Annotated in this window: 13 protein-coding genes; 5 read left to right on the forward strand and 8 right to left on the reverse strand. The window is 59.7% G+C overall.

The genetic code is table 11. The features are described from left to right. Positions 1-83 precede the first annotated feature (83 nt). Both AC1RO0_RS02315 and AC1RO0_RS02320 read left to right on the forward strand, forming a co-directional pair. Positions 84-2,396 (forward strand): NADP-dependent malic enzyme, encoded by a 2,313-nt coding sequence (locus AC1RO0_RS02315; RefSeq protein ID WP_498591360.1) that lies wholly within the window; start codon positions 84-86, stop codon positions 2,394-2,396. A gap of 272 nt (positions 2,397-2,668) precedes the next feature. After that, the gene (locus tag AC1RO0_RS02320; RefSeq protein WP_498591361.1) at positions 2,669-3,427 is read left to right on the forward strand and encodes a hypothetical protein; all 759 of its coding nucleotides are present in this window, start codon (positions 2,669-2,671) and stop codon (positions 3,425-3,427) included. Here the strand turns inward: AC1RO0_RS02320 and AC1RO0_RS02325 are convergent. The 3 genes from AC1RO0_RS02325 to AC1RO0_RS02335 all read right to left on the reverse strand — a co-directional run bounded on the left by AC1RO0_RS02325 (position 3,387) and on the right by AC1RO0_RS02335 (position 7,866). Continuing rightward, a complete protein-coding gene (locus AC1RO0_RS02325) occupies positions 3,387-5,162 on the reverse strand; it encodes an ankyrin repeat domain-containing protein (protein ID WP_498591362.1) in 1,776 nt (591 codons plus the stop codon). The two genes, AC1RO0_RS02320 and AC1RO0_RS02325, sit on opposite strands and share 41 nt — an antisense overlap. Positions 5,163-5,328: 166 nt before the next feature. Next, complete coding sequence (locus AC1RO0_RS02330) at positions 5,329-6,156, reverse strand: TolB family protein (protein ID WP_498591363.1); 828 nt, start codon at positions 6,154-6,156, stop codon at positions 5,329-5,331. 30 nt (positions 6,157-6,186) lie between these two features. Next, a complete protein-coding gene (locus AC1RO0_RS02335; RefSeq protein WP_498591364.1) occupies positions 6,187-7,866 on the reverse strand; it encodes an NAD+ synthase in 1,680 nt (559 codons plus the stop codon). A 188-nt stretch (positions 7,867-8,054) separates the two neighbouring features. On the opposite strand from AC1RO0_RS02335, the gene AC1RO0_RS02340 reads away from it, so the two are divergent. Both AC1RO0_RS02340 and AC1RO0_RS02345 read left to right on the forward strand, forming a co-directional pair. Then, the gene (locus AC1RO0_RS02340) at positions 8,055-9,983 is read left to right on the forward strand and encodes an LTA synthase family protein (protein ID WP_498591365.1); all 1,929 of its coding nucleotides are present in this window, start codon (positions 8,055-8,057) and stop codon (positions 9,981-9,983) included. 83 nt (positions 9,984-10,066) lie between these two features. Continuing rightward, on the forward strand, positions 10,067-10,603 hold the full coding sequence (locus AC1RO0_RS02345; protein WP_498591366.1) for a DUF1003 domain-containing protein: 537 nt from the start codon (positions 10,067-10,069) through the stop codon (positions 10,601-10,603). Here AC1RO0_RS02345 and AC1RO0_RS02350 read toward each other — a convergent pair whose 3' ends face one another. The 5 genes from AC1RO0_RS02350 to rpiA form a co-directional block, all read right to left on the reverse strand. Then, complete coding sequence (locus AC1RO0_RS02350) at positions 10,604-11,029, reverse strand: GFA family protein (RefSeq protein WP_498591367.1); 426 nt, start codon at positions 11,027-11,029, stop codon at positions 10,604-10,606. 160 nt (positions 11,030-11,189) lie between these two features. Then, the gene (locus AC1RO0_RS02355; RefSeq protein ID WP_498591368.1) at positions 11,190-12,563 is read right to left on the reverse strand and encodes a class II 3-deoxy-7-phosphoheptulonate synthase; all 1,374 of its coding nucleotides are present in this window, start codon (positions 12,561-12,563) and stop codon (positions 11,190-11,192) included. A gap of 149 nt (positions 12,564-12,712) precedes the next feature. Continuing rightward, positions 12,713-14,098, reverse strand: coding sequence for a glutathione-disulfide reductase (gene gor, locus AC1RO0_RS02360; RefSeq protein WP_498591369.1), 1,386 nt, complete (start codon positions 14,096-14,098; stop codon positions 12,713-12,715). A gap of 174 nt (positions 14,099-14,272) precedes the next feature. Continuing rightward, a complete protein-coding gene (locus AC1RO0_RS02365) occupies positions 14,273-14,845 on the reverse strand; it encodes a DUF2059 domain-containing protein (protein ID WP_368513264.1) in 573 nt (190 codons plus the stop codon). Between the two features lie 13 nt (positions 14,846-14,858). Continuing rightward, on the reverse strand, positions 14,859-15,560 hold the full coding sequence (gene rpiA, locus AC1RO0_RS02370) for a ribose-5-phosphate isomerase RpiA (RefSeq protein WP_498591370.1): 702 nt from the start codon (positions 15,558-15,560) through the stop codon (positions 14,859-14,861). 198 nt (positions 15,561-15,758) lie between these two features. On the opposite strand from rpiA, the gene AC1RO0_RS02375 reads away from it, so the two are divergent. Next, positions 15,759-16,433 (forward strand): HAD family hydrolase, encoded by a 675-nt coding sequence (locus tag AC1RO0_RS02375; protein ID WP_012651637.1) that lies wholly within the window; start codon positions 15,759-15,761, stop codon positions 16,431-16,433. Positions 16,434-16,480 lie beyond the last annotated feature (47 nt).

Consider the following 16,480-nt stretch of genomic DNA (forward strand, 5'->3'; position numbering starts at 1 on the left):
CAAATCCATACTGTGCACTCCGAACGATTGATGTATGGAGGGGATTTGAGGCGCAGGCGCGCAAGCAGGAATGGAGAAGCGGGATGGATACGAACGACACATCGAAGGCAGCCAAGAACATGGCGAGTGGCAATCTCGACGAACAGGCTCTCTTCTTTCATCGCTATCCCCGCCCCGGCAAGCTGGAAATCCAGGCGACCAAGCCGCTCGGCAACCAGCGCGACCTGGCGCTTGCCTATTCTCCCGGCGTCGCCGCACCTTGCCTCGCCATCCGCGACAATCCGGAAACGGCCTTCGACTACACCTCGCGCGGCAATCTTGTCGCCGTTATTTCCAACGGCACGGCCGTGCTCGGCCTCGGCAATATCGGCCCGCTAGCCTCCAAGCCGGTCATGGAAGGCAAGGCCGTCCTCTTCAAGAAATTCGCCGGCATCGATGTCTTCGATATCGAAATCGAAGCGCCGACCGTCGATGAGATGGTCAGCACGATTTCGGCGCTCGAGCCCACCTTCGGCGGCATAAACCTTGAAGACATCAAGGCACCGGAATGCTTCGAGGTCGAGCGTCGCCTGCGCGAGAAGATGGAAATCCCGGTCTTCCACGACGACCAGCACGGCACCGCGATCATCGTCGCCGCCGCCATCCTCAACGGCTTGGAACTGGCCGGCAAGAAGATCGAGGACGTCAAGATCGTTGCCTCAGGCGCCGGTGCCGCGGCGCTCGCCTGCCTCAATCTTCTGGTCATTCTCGGCGCCAAGCGCGAAAACATCTGGGTCCATGATATCGAGGGCCTGGTCTATGAAGACCGCAACGTCTTGATGGACGAATGGAAAGCCGTCTACGCCCAGAAGAGCGACAAGCGCGAGCTTGCCGAGTCGATCGGCGGCGCCGATGTCTTCCTTGGCCTTTCTGCCGCCGGCGTATTGAAGCCAGAGCTGCTGGAACAAATGGCCGAAAAGCCGCTGATCATGGCGCTGGCCAATCCGACACCGGAAATCATGCCGGACCTCGCCCGCGCCGCCCGGCCGGATGCGATGATCTGTACTGGCCGTTCGGACTTCCCGAACCAGGTCAACAACGTCCTCTGCTTCCCCTATATCTTCCGCGGCGCGCTCGATTGCGGCGCCAAGACGATCAATGAGGAAATGAAGATGGCGGCTGTGCGCGCCATCGCATCGCTTGCCCGCGAAGAGCCTTCGGACGTGGCCGCCCGCGCCTATACGGGCGAGACGCCGGTCTTCGGGCCGGAGTATCTGATCCCCTCGCCGTTTGATCCGCGCCTGATCCTGCGCATCGCGCCGGCTGTCGCAAGAGCCGCCGCCGAAAGCGGCGTGGCCCTGCGTCCGATCGCCGATTTCGACGCCTATATGGACGAGCTCAACCGCTTCGTTTTCCGGTCCGGCTTCGTCATGAAGCCGATTTTCGCCGCCGCGAAGATCGCCGAGCGCAAGCGCGTGGTCTTCTCCGAAGGCGAAGACGAGCGCGTTCTGCGCGCCGCCCAGGTTCTGCTTGAGGAAGGTACCGCCGTGCCGATCCTGATCGGCCGTCCCAACGTCATCGAAACTCGCCTGAAGCGCTATGGCCTAAAGATCCGGCCGCATACCGATTTCGCCGTCATCAACCCGAATGACGATCCGCGCTTCCGCGAATATGTCGAGCTGTATTTTTCGCTCGTCGGCCGCAGCGGCGTCATTCCGGAAGCAGCGCGGACGATAGTTCGTACCAACACCACCGTCATCGGCGCCCTCGCACTGAAGCGCGGCGATGCCGACGCACTCATCTGCGGCCTCGAAGGCCGCTACGAACGCCATCTGCGCATCGTCCGCCAGATCATCGGCAAGCGCCCGGATGTCGGCGATTTCTCCGCTCTCAGCCTGCTGATCTCGCAGCGCGGCGCAACCTTCTACACCGACACATATGTCACCTTTAATCCGAATGCGGCGGAGATCGCCCAGTCGGCGGTGCTGGCGGCCGAGGAAATCAAGCGCTTCGGCATCTCGCCGCGTGTTGCCCTCGTCTCGCATTCGAACTTCGGCTCGCGGGAATCGGAAAGCGCCACCAAGATGCGCGACGCGCTGGCGCTGGTGCGCGAAGCAGCGCCCGAACTGGAAGTCGATGGCGAAATGCATGGCGATAGCGCCATCTCCGAGAGCCTGCGTCGCCACGTCATGCCGGACAGCACGCTTTCCGGCGAGGCGAACCTGCTGGTCTTCCCCAATCTCGATGCCGCCAACATCACGCTCGGCGTCGTCAAGACCATGACCGATGGCCTGCATGTCGGCCCGATCCTTCTCGGCACGGCGCTTCCGGCCCACATCCTGTCCCCTTCCGTCACTTCGCGCGGCGTCGTCAACATGGCGGCTCTGGCCGTGGTCGAAGCATCACAGCCGAATTGATCTGACATTCACTGCGGGCGGCCGTCTCCAAAGGCGGCCGTCGCGACGCAGGCGGTGGGTTATTAGCCGGGTAAATTATCGCATTTAAAGCTCCTATTTTCGCCAGCTACTCTCCGTTTTGCGGCTTCACGCCACCGAGAAGGTGCAAGCCAAGTTCGATTTCCGAGCTAACCGCAAAAAATCTTTCACAATCAGCATGTTTTGGTGGGTACGTTGTTAAGCAACACGGTATATTCTCCGTGGAAATCGAACCGCTTTTCGAAGAGCACAACGTGAACCGCGGCAAAAAATTCTACTCCTCTCTCTTGCTATCCTTGCTGGTAGGGACGCCGGCCCTCGCCCAGACGAATGCCATCTGCGACGAATTACACGTCCGATATGCCGACACGACGGAGATTGTTGGCGCCAACGCCGAGACGCGACAGCTTTCGCGATCCATCGTCCAGCAGAACATGGCGATACGACGCCTGAAGAGCGACATGCGCAATCAGGGCTGCACGTCCGACAGCAGCTTGACGATCCTCGGCTCCGACAACGAGGCCGCCTGCGATGACATGCACGATGCGATGGAGCGGATGCGGGATGACCTTGCATCGCTGATGGACGAGCGTGAGGTAAGCGTGTCCCGCATCGACGATGCGGGCCTGGAGAGGCGGCGATTGCTGGATGACATGCAGCGGAACGGCTGTAGCACTCCGATGTCGGCCACGCCGGACACCGTCATCGATACCCGCGTAAGACCTGAGCGCCCAGCGCCCGAGCAACAGTCGCTGGCGCAGCCGGAAAGCTCGATCACTGAGATCGAGACAGAAAAGCCCAAGACGGACGCCGCCGCACCGCCGCAGCAAAAAACAGCGGTGATAGCCACTCCGGAAATTACTCCAGTTCAGCCGAAACAACTGCAACCTGACCGGCCCTACGATCCCGCGACCAGCAAGGTGCGCCAGGTCGGCCCGCAATTTCTTGCGACCGACCAGGGCACGCTTGACCTCAAGCATCCGAAAGAGGTTGGGCCGCAGCCGTCGCAATAGGCTGCCGCAACAGCGCTATGACGGCCTCGTCGCCCGCCTCCCTCGCAAGATCGCGATAGGACCGGCCGGAGGCATCTCTCACGGAACGATCGGCCCCGCGCTCCAGCAGGAAGCGCACCGCATCCGCCCGACGATTGAGAATGGCGAGGCCAAGTGGCGTCATCCAGTCACGATCCGGGCTTGCCTCCCCATGCGGACGAAAATCAGCGAAACGGGTGTTGATCAGTTCAGGATGGGCGTCCAGACGCGAGGCCAGTTGCTCGATCTGACCATAGGCAGCGGCCGCGAAGATATCGAGCGGCTGCGTCTTCAGAAATTCGACCATCTCCTCCCTGCCATTATACTCCGCCCAGCCGATCGGCGGCGCATAGTAATAGGGATCACGGACGGTGGTATCCGCCCCATGTTCGATCAGCAATTTCGCCATCTCGATGTGACCGTGCAAAGCAGCTTCGTGCAGCGACGTACGGCTGGTCACAGCGTTAACGTCGAGACCGAGTGACAGCATGCAGCGAACGCGCTCGAGAGCATTTTCACCGGCGGCTTCATGCATCATGGCGGGATGAGCCAGCCGCATCATCTCGGGAATGTCGAGATCACTCGCAATTCTTCTTATGTGTTCGACAATTATCGCTTGATCGGTAGATAGATCGCCGGTTGCTAGCTGGATATAGACCCAATCCTCTCTCTTCAGAGGGATTGCCACAGCTCCCTGCCGCACGAGATACAGCACCAAATCCTTGTCATCACCCAGCCGCGCCCACTCATAAGGCGTCCGCCCATTCACGGGCTTGTTGACATTAGCCCCATGCTCAACCAGCAACCTGACGCGCTCGCCCATGCATTTCTCGCAGGCCCAGGCCATTTGATAGTCGAACACGGTCTGCGAATTCGCCACCATCCTTCCATCCTCGCGCACCAGCCAATTGTTCTTGTCTTCGGCCAAAAGGCCATATTCCAGCAGCAGCTTCAGGCAAGTGTCATCCGGCTCGAACATACGGTTATAAAGCGCCTGGCTATCGTTGGCTTCGGCACCCGCATCAAGCAGCAGGCGTGCAAATGCCTCGCATTCAGCATGAGCCGGCTGGCGTAGTTTTCCCGCCTCGCCTTCGCCGAAGACGCCGGTCAATGCCGTAAAGCGATACTGGCCGCCATCAAGAAAGAAGGCATTGGGATCGGCGCCGCGCCTGACGAGCTCCCTGGCCGCCGGCAAGCTCGAGTGGCCGGGCAAACGGGCATAAGCGGCAGACATCAGCGGAGACCAATTGAAAGGCCCGCCCTTACGCTCAAGAAGCTGCGGTTGTCGATCGAGCCAGCGGCTTACACCGGCGGCATCTCCAAGCACGACAGAGACATGGATATTTTCCCCGGCAATCTCCGGATGCGCCTCCAGCAGCCTCAGCGCCTCGGCGAACCGTGCCGGATCGGCCGCAATGTGTGAGAAATAGGACACCGTCGCCAGCGACAGGAATTGATAGGCAAGCTGATCTGTCGGAGTTTTCTGGCGATCCGAGCTTTCCAGATGCGCCTTCAACTTCGTCCAGCTGGAGAAGCCATGTTCACGGGCAAGAACAAGCTGGATATCCTGAAGCCCGATATCCGCAACATCGGCAAAATAGGGTGCAGCACGGCTGCGTGCCGACGCGTCGCCGGACTGAACGGCTTTCAGAAAAGCCTTGGCCTGCTTTTTGAGGGAATCGAGAGTGGCGTTGCTCGCCAGAGAGCGCGTGGTCATGAAAGACCTCCTTTCATTCACGTCCGGTATCCGCGCCCACAGACTGAAAAGAGGTGTAGCAGTCTCTACGTTCTAAGCATCAGGTGGGCCTTGCCCTTCCCGCGGATCGGATGCGCCCTGAGAACGTTCAAGGATTATAACGGAGCGCGCGGCCTGTCCAGAGCGGTCACACCGGCTCGTAGCGGACATAGGCGAATTCATCGCCATCGGGCGACCAGTTCGGCACATTGATGCTTCCCTGCCCGCCGAAGAGTTCGAACAGCGTCACGAGGTTGCCGCCATCCATGTCCATCAGCCGCATGCGAACGTTTAAATCGCGCGGATGATCGAAGACATCGGGGTCGTAGGAGATCAGTACGACCTTATCGTTCCTGGGCGACGGATGGGCAAACCAGTTGCCGTAATTGTCACTTGTCACCTGCTGGAGACCAGTGCCATCGGGATGGATGCGCCAAATCTGCATGAGGCCTGTGCGGCTCGAATTGAAGTAGATCCATTGCCCGTCGGCGGAATAGTCCGGCCCGTCGTTGCGGCCCTCGCCATGTGTCAGCCGTGTCTCCTCACCGCCATCGGCCGAGATCGTATAGATATCGAAGACGTCGTTACGGATACCGCAATAGGAGAAGCGTTTTCCATCAGGCGACCAGCCATGCCAGTAGGACGGCAGATTGGTCGTCACCTGCCGCGGCGTGCCGCCTTCGGCCGGCAGGACATAGATGCAGGACTTGCCATGCTGGGTCTTGTCGGAGATGGCGATCAGCGATCCATCGGGCGAAATGCCGTGATCGTTGTTGCAGAGCGTCGCAAAGCCGGTATCGACCTGAACGGGCTCGGCTTTGCCATCAAGGGCAATCCGATAGAGCAGCCCATCGGCGTTCAGCAGCAGATAGCGCCCATCCGGCGCGAAATTCGGCGCCTCGATCAACGTCTCCGTCTGCCAGACGATCCGGTTCTCACCGGTGCGGATATTGTAGATCTCGACCGAACTGCGCATTGCTTCTCCACTCGCCGGATGGCGTTACGATCAGCGATCGCGGAACCGATTGGTGATCGGATAGCGCCGGTCGCGGCCGAAATTCTTGGTGGTGATCCTCACGCCCGGCGCCGACTGCCGGCGCTTGTATTCGGCGAGATAGAGCAGATGTTCGATCCGATGGACGGTCGCGATATCGTGCCCGCGCGCAACGATCTCCTCGACCGCCATTTCCTTTTCAACCAGGCATTCGAGGATATCGTCGAGCGCCGGATAGGGCGGCAGCGAATCCTGGTCCGTCTGGTTCGGCCTCAGCTCCGCCGATGGCGCCTTGTCGATGATGTTTGACGGGATCACCTCGCCCGATGGGCCGAGCGCGCCTGGCGGCACATGCAGGTTGCGCCAGCGCGACAGCGCATAGACCTGCATCTTGTAGAGGTCCTTGATCGGGTTGAAGCCGCCATTCATGTCGCCATAGAGCGTGGCGTAGCCGACCGACATTTCCGACTTGTTGCCGGTGGTGACCACCATCGAGCCGAACTTGTTGGAGATCGCCATCAGGATGGTGCCACGGGCACGGCTCTGCAGGTTTTCCTCGGTGATGCCGCTCTCAGTGCCTTCGAACAGATCGGTCAGCGCGGCGTTGAAGCCCGTTACCGGCTCCTCGATCGGCACGATGTCGTAGCGGCAGCCGAGCGCCTTGGCGCAATCGGCTGCATCCTTCAGCGAATCTTCCGACGTATAGCGGTAAGGCAGCATCACGGTGCGAACACGTTCCTCGCCGAGCGCATCCACGGCAATCGCTGCGCAGATCGCCGAATCGATACCGCCGGACAGGCCGAGCACGACCGATTTGAAGCCATTCTTATTGACATAATCGCGGAAGCCCAGCAGGCAGGCGCGATAATCGGCCTCCTCGCCCTCCGGAATATGCGCCATTGGACCTTCGCTGCAATGCCAGCCGTCACCGTTCTTCTTCCAGGTCGTCACCGCCAAAGCGGTCTCGAACTGGCTCATCTGGAAAGCCAGGGTCTTGTCGGCGTTGAAAGCAAAGCTCGCGCCGTCGAAAACATACTCGTCCTGACCACCGACCTGAGCTGCAAAGACGAGCGGCAAGCCAGACTCGATCACCTGGCGGAGCACCACCTGATAACGGATGTCGACTTTGCCGCGATAGTAAGGTGAGCCGTTTGGAACCAAAAGAAGTTCCGCGCCGCTTTCGGCTAGGGTTTCGCAGATACCGAGGTCGTTCCAGATCTCCTCGCAGATCGGGATGCCGATCCGGACGCCTCGAAAATTCACCGGTCCCGCAATGGTCCCCTCGTCGAAGACGCGCTTCTCGTCGAACTCGCCATAGTTTGGCAGATCGACCTTGTCCCTGACGAAGATGACTTTGCCGCCGTCAATCACCGCAACAGAATTGTAACGCCCCGTCTCGTCCTGTCGCGGAAAGCCGATTATGACACCCGGCCCGCCATCGGCGGTATCGGCGGCAAGACTGTCCACGGCTTTCTGGCAGGCGCGGATGAAGGCCGGTTTCAGCACCAGATCCTCCGGCGGATAACCGGAAATGAACAGCTCCGTAAACAACACAAGCTGCGCACCTTCGCGCGCCGCCTCGGCCCGGGCTTCACGCGCCTTTGCAAGGTTGCCGGAGACATCGCCGACCGTCGGATTGAGTTGCGCGACAGCGATGCGGATGGTCTGGGTGATGGGGCTTTGCTCTGTCATGCCATATATTTAACGACGGTGGCCACGTTCCGCAACAGCCTTCGCCCCACTGCTCGCGGCAAAATCGCGTCTAACGCGTAAGTGATATTTTTACCCGAAAAAATACTAAGCCCGCCTTGCGGTTCATCCGGTATTCATGACAAAAGCACGACAATTATATGAATATATTATAGCATTCGGAGAGATCATTGGTCGCTTTGGTCATCGGCTCTGCTTTGGCAGGCAGGCTCGCTCTTTTCCAGAAAATCGGCGCGGCGAGACGGCAGTCGGCCATCCTTCGCCAGGTTTTGAGCCTCACCCTCACCTTCCTGCTCGCGCTATCGACCGTTGTCGCTGTTGAGTGGGTTGCCCGGGGCGAGTTTGCGACCGTTCCATCCTACCTGTTTTCTCCGCTCCGACCCGGTTTCACGACCATCGGCGTCGTCATGCTGTTGATGCTGTTGTTGGACGCGATTTTCGGCCGAGCGCATCAATCGATCCTGATGGTCGCGCCCCTGCTGCTCGTTCCGGCGTTCATCTCCAACCAGAAGCAGAACTTCCTGTCAGATCCGCTTTATCCCTCGGATTTCCTGTTTGCCCGCCAAATCATGGAACTGATGCCGGTCATGGTCCGGGACAAGCCCTGGACCGCCGTGGCGCTCACAATCGGCATCATAGCGTCCTTGGCCATCCTCGCCATTCTGTGGCGTTACGGCTGGCAACGCGCCGTCATGCTGTCAAAAAAGGCGCGCGTGACCCGGCTCTCCGTCTGCCTGCCGCTTGCGGCTCTCTTCGTCTCGCAGATGGACGCGACGCAATATTCGTTCATCCGCGAGAAATTGCGCATCATCCCCATCGTCTGGGATCAGAAGGAAAATTACAGCTACAACGGCTTCATCATCGCCTTCTCGCTGAACCTGCCAATGGCCGATGTCAAAGTGCCGGCGGGTTACGGACCCGATGCGATGGACGCGATACCTGCCCGCAATTACGGCTATCTCTCCGGTCCACGCCGAAAGCCCGATGTCATCATGCTGATGAGCGAATCCTTCTGGGATCCGACCCGGCTTTCTAACCTGACCTTCACGCCGGACCCGATGCCGACGATCCGCGCGGCGCAATCCGGCCATGTCTTCTCGCCGGAATTCGGCGGCATGACCGCCAATGTCGAGTTCGAGGCCCTGACCGGCTTCTCCAACGCCTTCCTGCCCTATGGCAGCATTCCCTATCAGCAATATGTCCGCAAACCGATGCCGTCGCTCGCCACGTTCTTCCGCGGCCAAGGCTATGCGGCACGCGCGCTTCATCCGTTCAGCGGCTGGTTCTGGAACCGCAACGAAGTCTACAAGGCCTTCGGCTTTGAGGAGTTCCACACGGAAGACACCATGCCGCCGATGGAAAAGCGCGGCATTTTCGCCTCCGACGACTCGCTGATGAAGGAGATCATGCACGAGGGCGACGAGATGGACCGGCCATTCTTCTTCTTCGCCGTCACCCTGCAGGGGCATGGCCCCTATGAACCGAACCGCTACGCGGAGAACACCGTCGACATCAAGGGAGACCTGACGGATGCCGACCGCGACACGCTCGCGACCTATGCGCAAGGCGTGCGCGAATCCGATCAAAGCCTGAAGATGCTGATGGACTGGGCCGCCAAGCGCGACCGCGAAACGATCATCGTTCTCTGGGGCGATCATCTGCCGCCTCTCGGCAGCGTCTATCCGAATACCGGTTACATGCCCGAACAAGTCGCATCTAGAAAAGCGCCACTCGACGTCATGAAGCGGGAGCACGAGACGCCGCTGGTCATCTGGTCGAGCACGAAGGGCGTGCGCAAGGACGTCGGCACGATCAGCCCGTCGCAGTTGCCCTATCATATCCTCAAGACCGCCGGCTACGAGCACCCCTTCTACACCGGCTTTCTCGGCCGGGTGCAGAAGAAGTACAACATCGTCGATCGCTATCAACTCGCGACGCGCGACGACCAGACCTTTCCGGACTGGTCTCGCAAGGAGCAGGATCTCGATCCCATGATGCGCGACTACCGTTATTTGCAGCATGACATGATGTTCGGACGGGAATACGGCCTCGACCGCTTCTTCCCCTCGCATGCCTGGCTGGTCAGTGAGGGCAGCTAGGCTGCGACCCTTTTCACGTTGCGTTTCCATCGGGCATTCGAATACTTGGCACTCAAAGATGATCGAGTCCTTGGAGTGTTCCCATGTATAATCTGCCCAATTTCGTTCATCAGCACTTCGACAAGACGGCCGAGGAGCTGGGCGAGGTCGAAAAGCGCGTGCTGAAGAAGGCGCATGAGCGCAAGATCGTTTCCACCGACATCAATGCGGCCTTCTCCGCCAAAGCCTCTTATGGCGAACGTCTCGCGGACGGCATCGCCCGTGTCGGCGGCTCCTGGTCCTTCATCATCTGCTTCCTGCTGTTCCTGGTCTTCTGGTGCGTCGTCAACACCATCGTCCTCCTCACCCGCGCCTTCGACCCCTACCCCTTCATCTTCCTCAATCTCGTCCTCTCCATGATCGCCGCCATCCAGGCTCCGATCATCATGATGTCACAGAACCGCCAGACCGAACGCGATCGCTTCGAGGCCGCCAAGGATTACGAGGTCAATCTCAAGGCCGAACTCGAAGTCCTGTCGTTGCACCAGAAGATCGACCTGCAAGTGCTGACAGAACTCGTGGCGGTGCGAGAAGAAGTGGCGAAACTAAGCAAGCTTGTGGCGGAGAAGAATGGGAGCTGATCAATCCGACGGCCCCGCCGTCAGCAGCCCCGGTCGTCCTTGCCGATATTGCGGCAGCCCATCGCCGATCTCGTAGAAATCACCCTTGTCGGCGCAATAGATGTGGTAGGCGAGTTTCAGCTCGCTCGGCTGATCGAACAGCCCGGCCATGATCGAGATATTATCGGAACTGTCCGCCGACCAGAACAGCGCCGAGCCGCATGTATTGCAGAAGCCCCGGCGGGCGAAGGAGCTGGTGCGATACCAGGTGATCGCCTCTTCGCCTTCGATAGTGATGTTGCCGCGCGGCACGTCGGTTGCGGCATAATAGAGCCCGGTCTGCTTGCGGCATTGCGAGCAATGGCAGGCGACCACCTCCCGTAATGCGCCGTGTGTCTTGAAACGTACGGCTCCACAAAGGCAGGCGCCAGTGTGTTCTTCATTCATGCTGATCCCCTTCGTTTCCCCGCAATCTTGACGAGGAGGCGACCAGCGTCAAACGCAAAGAAATGAAACGATCATCAGCCGGATTGATCGCAGATGCACCAAAGCAAACGGGCCGGTTTTGAGCCGGCCCGTGCATAAGGAATGATGTGGTAGCGCTCGATCAGCCGTGTGCGGCCAGACGCTTCTCGTCGCGGCCGCCCTTCATGCGTTCGGCGAGCAGGAAGGCCAATTCCAGGGCCTGATCGGCATTGAGACGCGGGTCGCAATGCGTGTGGTAGCGATCCTGCAGATCCTCAGCACCGACGGCGCGGGCGCCGCCCGTGCATTCAGTCACGTCCTTGCCGGTCATCTCGATATGGATGCCGCCCGGATGCGTGCCTTCGGCGCGGTGGATCTGGAAGAAGCTTTCGACCTCCGACAGGATGCGCTCGAACGGTCGGGTCTTGTAGTTGTTGAGCGTGATCGTATTGCCGTGCATCGGATCGCAGGACCAGACGACCTTGCGGCCTTCCTTCTCAACAGCGCGAATGAGACGCGGCAGGTTGTCGGCGACCTTGTCGTGGCCGAAACGGCAGATCAGCGTCAGGCGGCCGGCCTCGTTGCTCGGGTTCAGGATATCGATCAGATTGAGCAAATCGTCCGCCTGCAGCGACGGACCGCACTTCAGGCCGATCGGGTTCTTGATGCCGCGGAAATACTCGATATGTGCATGGTCGGCCTGGCGCGTACGGTCGCCGATCCAGAGCATATGGCCCGAGGTCGCATACCAGTCGCCCGAGGTGGAGTCGACGCGCGTGAAGGCCTCTTCGTAGCCGAGCAGCAGCGCTTCATGGCTGGTGAAGAAATCGGTCTCGCGCAGGCTCGGATTGTTCTCCGAGGAGATGCCGATCGCCTTCATGAAATCCATGGTCTCGCTGATACGGTCGGCGAGCTTGCGATAACGTTCGCCCTGCGGGCTATCCTTGACGAAGCCGAGCATCCACTGGTGCACGTTTTCGAGGTTGGCATAGCCGCCCATCGCAAAGGCACGCAGAAGATTGAGCGTCGCCGCCGACTGGCGGTAAGCCATCATCTGGCGTTCCGGATTGGGAATGCGCGCTTCTTCATTGAATTCAATGCCGTTGACGATATCGCCACGGTAGCTCGGCAGCGATACGCCTCCCTGGGTTTCAATGCCCGAAGAACGCGGCTTGGCGAACTGGCCGGCGATACGGCCAACCTTAACCACCGGCAGCTGCGCGCCGAACGTCAGGACGACGGCCATCTGCAGGAAGGCGCGGAAGAAGTCGCGGATCGTGTCGGCGCCATGCTCGGCAAAGCTTTCAGCACAGTCGCCGCCCTGCAGCAGGAAGCCGTTGCCTTCGGCAACATTGGCAAGATGCGCTTTCAAACGGCGAGCCTCACCGGCAAAAACGAGCGGTGGATAGCTAGCAAGCTGCGCTTCCGTTGCCGCCAGCGCCGCCTGGTCCGGATAGTCCGGCACCTGCTGGATCGGTTTTTGCCGCCAAGTGCTCGGTGTCCAATTCTGTGCCATCTCACTCACCTGTTTTCGCGCCTGGTCTTTTCGCCAAGTGCCCGTCGCCGTAAATTGTGCGCGCTTATAAACCTTTGCCGGCCACTTGCAAAGGCGAACCAACTATTTGGCAGGTCTTTTGTGCGCCGGGGAATTACTATCCCTATTGCTTACACGCGCTCGCCGTTGCGGATGCGGTAGCTTGGGGAATACATCGTCACCAATTCTTCGGCAGCCGTGGGATGAACGGCCATGGTGCGATCGAAATCTTCCTTGGTGCTGCCGGCCTTCAAGGGAATGCCGAGCAGCTGCGCCATCTCGCCGGCATCGTGGCCGAGAATATGCGCGCCGATGACCTTGCGGTCGGCGGCGTTGACGATCAGCTTCATGATCATCTTCTCGCTGCGGCCGGACAATGTTGCCTTCATCGGCCGGAACTGGGCGCGATAGACTTCGATCTCGGGATAACGCCTGGCGGCATCCTCCTCGGTCAGGCCGACCGTGCCGATTTCCGGCTGTGAAAAGACGGCGGTCGCGATCAGCTCGTGATCCGGGCGGGTGGGATTGTTCTTGTAGACGGTCTCGATGAAGCACATGGCCTCATGGATCGCCACTGGCGTCAATTGTACCCGGTCGGTGACATCTCCAAGCGCATAGATGTTCGGCACTGATGTGCGCGAATATTCGTCAACGACGATGGCACCATGTTCGTTGATCGCCACGCCGGCCGCTTCGAGCCCGAGGCTCTTCGTATTCGGCGTGCGGCCAAGTGCCAGCATCACCGTGTCCACGGACAATACCTTGTCGTTCTTTGTTTGGACGCTGAGACCCTTTTCGGTCTTCGTCACGCTCTCGATGATATCGTGACAGAGGATACGGACGCCCTTGGCCTCCATGGCCTCGTGCAACCCTTTGCGCAGGTCCTGGTCGAAGCGTGACAGGATCTCGGCGCCACGATAGATCAGCGTCGTCTCGACACCGAGACCGTGGAAGATATTGGCAAACTCCACGGCGATATAGCCGCCGCCGGCGATCAGGATCGATTTCGGCAATTCCTCGAGATGGAAAGCCTCATTGGAGGAAATGCAGAATTCGTGGCCGGGCAGCGCCGCATGCAGGTTCGTCGTCCCGCCGGTGGCAACGACAATCGTTTCCGCGGTGACGGTCTTGCCGGTCTTCAGGAGGCGGATCGTATGGGCATCCACAAGCTCGGCGCGCGTATCGAAGATCTCAGCCTTGGCGTTGTCGAGCCCCTTGCGATAAAGCCCCTCCAGGCGCTCGACTTCCTTGTCCTTCGCCTCGATCAGCTTCTTCCAGTCGAAGCTGCTCTTACCGACCGTCCAGCCGAAGCCGGCGGCATCCTCGAAATGCTCGCTATATTGCGAGGCATAGACGAAAAGCTTCTTCGGCACGCAGCCGCGGATAACGCAGGTGCCGCCATAGCGATACTCCTCAGCGATGCCGACCTTCTTGCCGAGCGAGGCGGCGACGCGCGCACTGCGTACACCACCAGAGCCGCCGCCAATAACGAAAAGATCGAAATCAAAGGAAGACATCGGATACTCCTGCGGAAACAAGGACGGCGCGCGAAGCGCTCATAGGGGGTGGCACTGATATAGGATCTCGACCTACAAAAAGAAAAGCCCGGAACGTTATCCGGGCTTTTAAATTCTAAGAGCTTGAATTGCGCGACCCAAAAAATTCGGATGGGATCACGACAAAGGTCGAGCTTACTTCTTGGTTGCCGGGGCCGGGGCCGGCTGGGCGCCGGTGGCAGAGTCGGTCGGCACGGGAGCGACCGGTGCCTTCACCACTTTCTGCAGGGCGTCGCTGCTCTGGTTGGCGAGATCGCGCGAGATGCCCTGCCCCCAGATATCGGCCGCCTTGTAGAGCTCGCGCAAGGCAACCGGATTGTCCTGCAGGAATTTCTTGCCGGTTGGCGAGGTGAAGAATGCGGCGATGGAGTTGAGCTCTTCAGTCGTAAATGCCTTCGAGTATGTTACGGCAGCTTCACGCTCCAGATCAGCGCGGCGCGGCGCAAGAGCAAGTGCGGTCGCATCGACGGACGAATTGATGGCATCGCCGAAGTTCGGATTCGCCTGGATCATCGTGCTCTTCAGCTGCTCGGCAAGGTTCGGCAGGATATTGTCGAACTGGTTCGTTACGCCGAGCGCGTTGATCGCGGCACGAGCGGCCTTGATCTGCTCTTCCGAGACTTCCTGCGCACTGACGGAGCCGAGCGCGATACCAGAAAGAACGATGGTTGCAGCGGCAAAACGGCCAAGACCCGCAATTTTTATCATGAGTTCAGTGCTCCTATGTATTGTTCGCCTGCAACGTACGCGCGCCGGAGGGACCGGCAATAATCGCAAGTGTCGCCATGTTGATAAAGAGCCCGTGTTCGACAACACCGGGAATGGAATTCAGCGCAATAGACAGCGCCTCTGCATCAGGAATACGGCCAAAAGATGCGTCGATGATGAAATGCCCGCCATCGGTCGTAAAGTTGCCGTCTTCCGATTGGCGCAGGTTGAGCGCGCCGGAAAGACCCAGGCGGGCAGCCGTCTTTTCGATCTGAATCCGCGTGGAAACGAGACCGAACGGATTGACCTCAATCGGCAGTGCAAAGGCGCCAAGCGTCTGAACAACCTTGCTTTCGTCGGCAATGACAATCATCCGCTGCGACGAGGCCGCGACGATCTTCTCGCGCAACAGCGCACCGCCGCCGCCCTTGATCAGCCGCAGCGCAGCGTCCAATTCGTCGGCGCCGTCGATGGTGAGGTCGAGTTCGGGTCGCTCATCGAGCGATTTCAGCGGTACGCCAAGCTCGACACAGAGCCGGGCCGTCCGCTCGGAGGTAGGAACCCCCTCGATCACAAGGCCAGCCGCGACCTTCTCGGCGAGCAACCGAACAAATTCCTCGGCCGTGGTGCCCGTACCGATCCCGAGCCGCATACCGCTCTCGACATAGGCCAGAGCCGCCCTTGCGGCTTCGATCTTCATTTGGCGGGCGTCCATGCGCCACCTGCTCCCGATTGTTACGTTGGGTGCTGTTTACACGGCTCTCCAGGCAAACGAAAGCCAAAATAACGGCCTCACATAGAAATCCCGGACCATATTCGAAGCGGCTCTCGGCGCCATTAGTTGCAATTGCCGGCCCGATCTTCTAACTCCGAACGACTTGCTTTTCTCTTCTGTTCCAAAGGCTGATTCCTGGTGAAATCTCCCCTTGTCGTATTCGATCTCGACGGCACCTTGCTCGACACCCATGCCGATCTCGTCGCCAGTCTCAACCACACGATCGACGCGCTCCATCTCGCGCCCGTCAGCTATGACGACCTGACACATCTTGTCGGCAATGGCGCACAGGTTATGATCGAACGCGCCTGTAAGCTGCGGGATTATACGCTTGCTCCCGAGGAGCTGCCGGCACTTCTTCAACGCTTCATCACGCATTATAGCGAGACGATGCCGGGCCTGACTGAACCCTATCCCGGCCTGCTGGCTGCCATGGATGCATTGAAGGGCCAAGGCTACAAGCTGGCGGTCTGCACCAACAAAATGGAATCCCTCGCCCGCACGCTGCTCGAGAGGCTCAATCTCACCCACTATTTCGAAGCCATCACCGGCGGGGACACCTTCCCCGTTCGCAAGCCGAATGCCGATCATCTAATCGGCACTGTGGAGCGCGCCGGCGGCGACCTCAGCCGCACCGTCATGATCGGCGACAGCGTCAACGATATCCTCGTCGCCCGCAATGCCGGCGTCCCCTCGATCGCCGTGCCCTTCGGCTATTCCGATGTCAGCGTGGAGAGCCTCGGCCCAAGCCGCATCATTAGCCACTATGACGAGCTGACGCCGGCGCTGGTGCAGGGGTTGCTTGCCGCCTGATCCGAAAAGGATTTCTTGAGCGGATATGAAAAAGGCGGCCCAATGGG

The sequence above is a fragment of the Rhizobium sp. GW821-FHT14E12 genome (genome assembly GCF_058803745.1).

Coding starts and splice junctions, on each gene's coding strand:
- AC1RO0_RS02350 (WP_498591367.1), bottom strand. CDS start 11,029: ATGAATGAAGAACACACTGGCGCCTGCCTTTGTGGAGCCGTACGTTTC.
- AC1RO0_RS02335 (WP_498591364.1), bottom strand. CDS start 7,866: ATGACAGAGCAAAGCCCCATCACCCAGACCATCCGCATCGCTGTCGCG.
- AC1RO0_RS02330 (WP_498591363.1), bottom strand. CDS start 6,156: ATGCGCAGTTCGGTCGAGATCTACAATATCCGCACCGGTGAGAACCGG.
- rpiA (WP_498591370.1), bottom strand. CDS start 15,560: ATGGACGCCCGCCAAATGAAGATCGAAGCCGCAAGGGCGGCTCTGGCC.
- AC1RO0_RS02315 (WP_498591360.1), top strand. CDS start 84: ATGGATACGAACGACACATCGAAGGCAGCCAAGAACATGGCGAGTGGC.
- AC1RO0_RS02345 (WP_498591366.1), top strand. CDS start 10,067: ATGTATAATCTGCCCAATTTCGTTCATCAGCACTTCGACAAGACGGCC.
- AC1RO0_RS02365 (WP_368513264.1), bottom strand. CDS start 14,845: ATGATAAAAATTGCGGGTCTTGGCCGTTTTGCCGCTGCAACCATCGTT.
- AC1RO0_RS02355 (WP_498591368.1), bottom strand. CDS start 12,563: ATGGCACAGAATTGGACACCGAGCACTTGGCGGCAAAAACCGATCCAG.
- AC1RO0_RS02325 (WP_498591362.1), bottom strand. CDS start 5,162: ATGACCACGCGCTCTCTGGCGAGCAACGCCACTCTCGATTCCCTCAAA.
- gor (WP_498591369.1), bottom strand. CDS start 14,098: ATGTCTTCCTTTGATTTCGATCTTTTCGTTATTGGCGGCGGCTCTGGT.